Source organism: Clostridium tarantellae, from assembly GCF_009295725.1.
In the GTDB taxonomy this organism is placed as follows: domain Bacteria; phylum Bacillota; class Clostridia; order Clostridiales; family Clostridiaceae; genus Sarcina; species Sarcina tarantellae.
In genome coordinates this window covers 1-255 of the sequence record NZ_WHJC01000703.1, presented here as the reverse complement: position 1 = coordinate 255, position 255 = coordinate 1, and the positions used below count along the sequence as shown (strand labels likewise).

Here is a 255-nt window from a genome sequence, read left to right as displayed (position 1 = left end):
TTAAAGCTCCATTAGAAAGCATTCCCTCTGCTGCATTATACTTATAAACTGGATTACTTCCTGTTGGCACTGTTGGTGGATTCACTGGTTCTGTTGGTGGTGTTACTGTGCCGGATACTAAGGTTAATGTTACTTCTCCAAGACTTGGACCATAGTTTATTCCATCTCCATGGAACTTAATAGTATTTATTCCACTATTTAAATTTACTGCCACAGTAAAGGTCTTAGCATCTCCTATGGACCATCCATTAGTTG

1 protein-coding gene is annotated in these 255 nt (G+C 38.8%); it reads right to left on the bottom strand.

The window, feature by feature from the left end; all coding sequences use genetic code 11:
- A partial coding sequence (locus tag GBZ86_RS19110) for a hypothetical protein (protein ID WP_170272340.1) occupies positions 1-255 on the bottom strand: 255 nt, incomplete at both ends.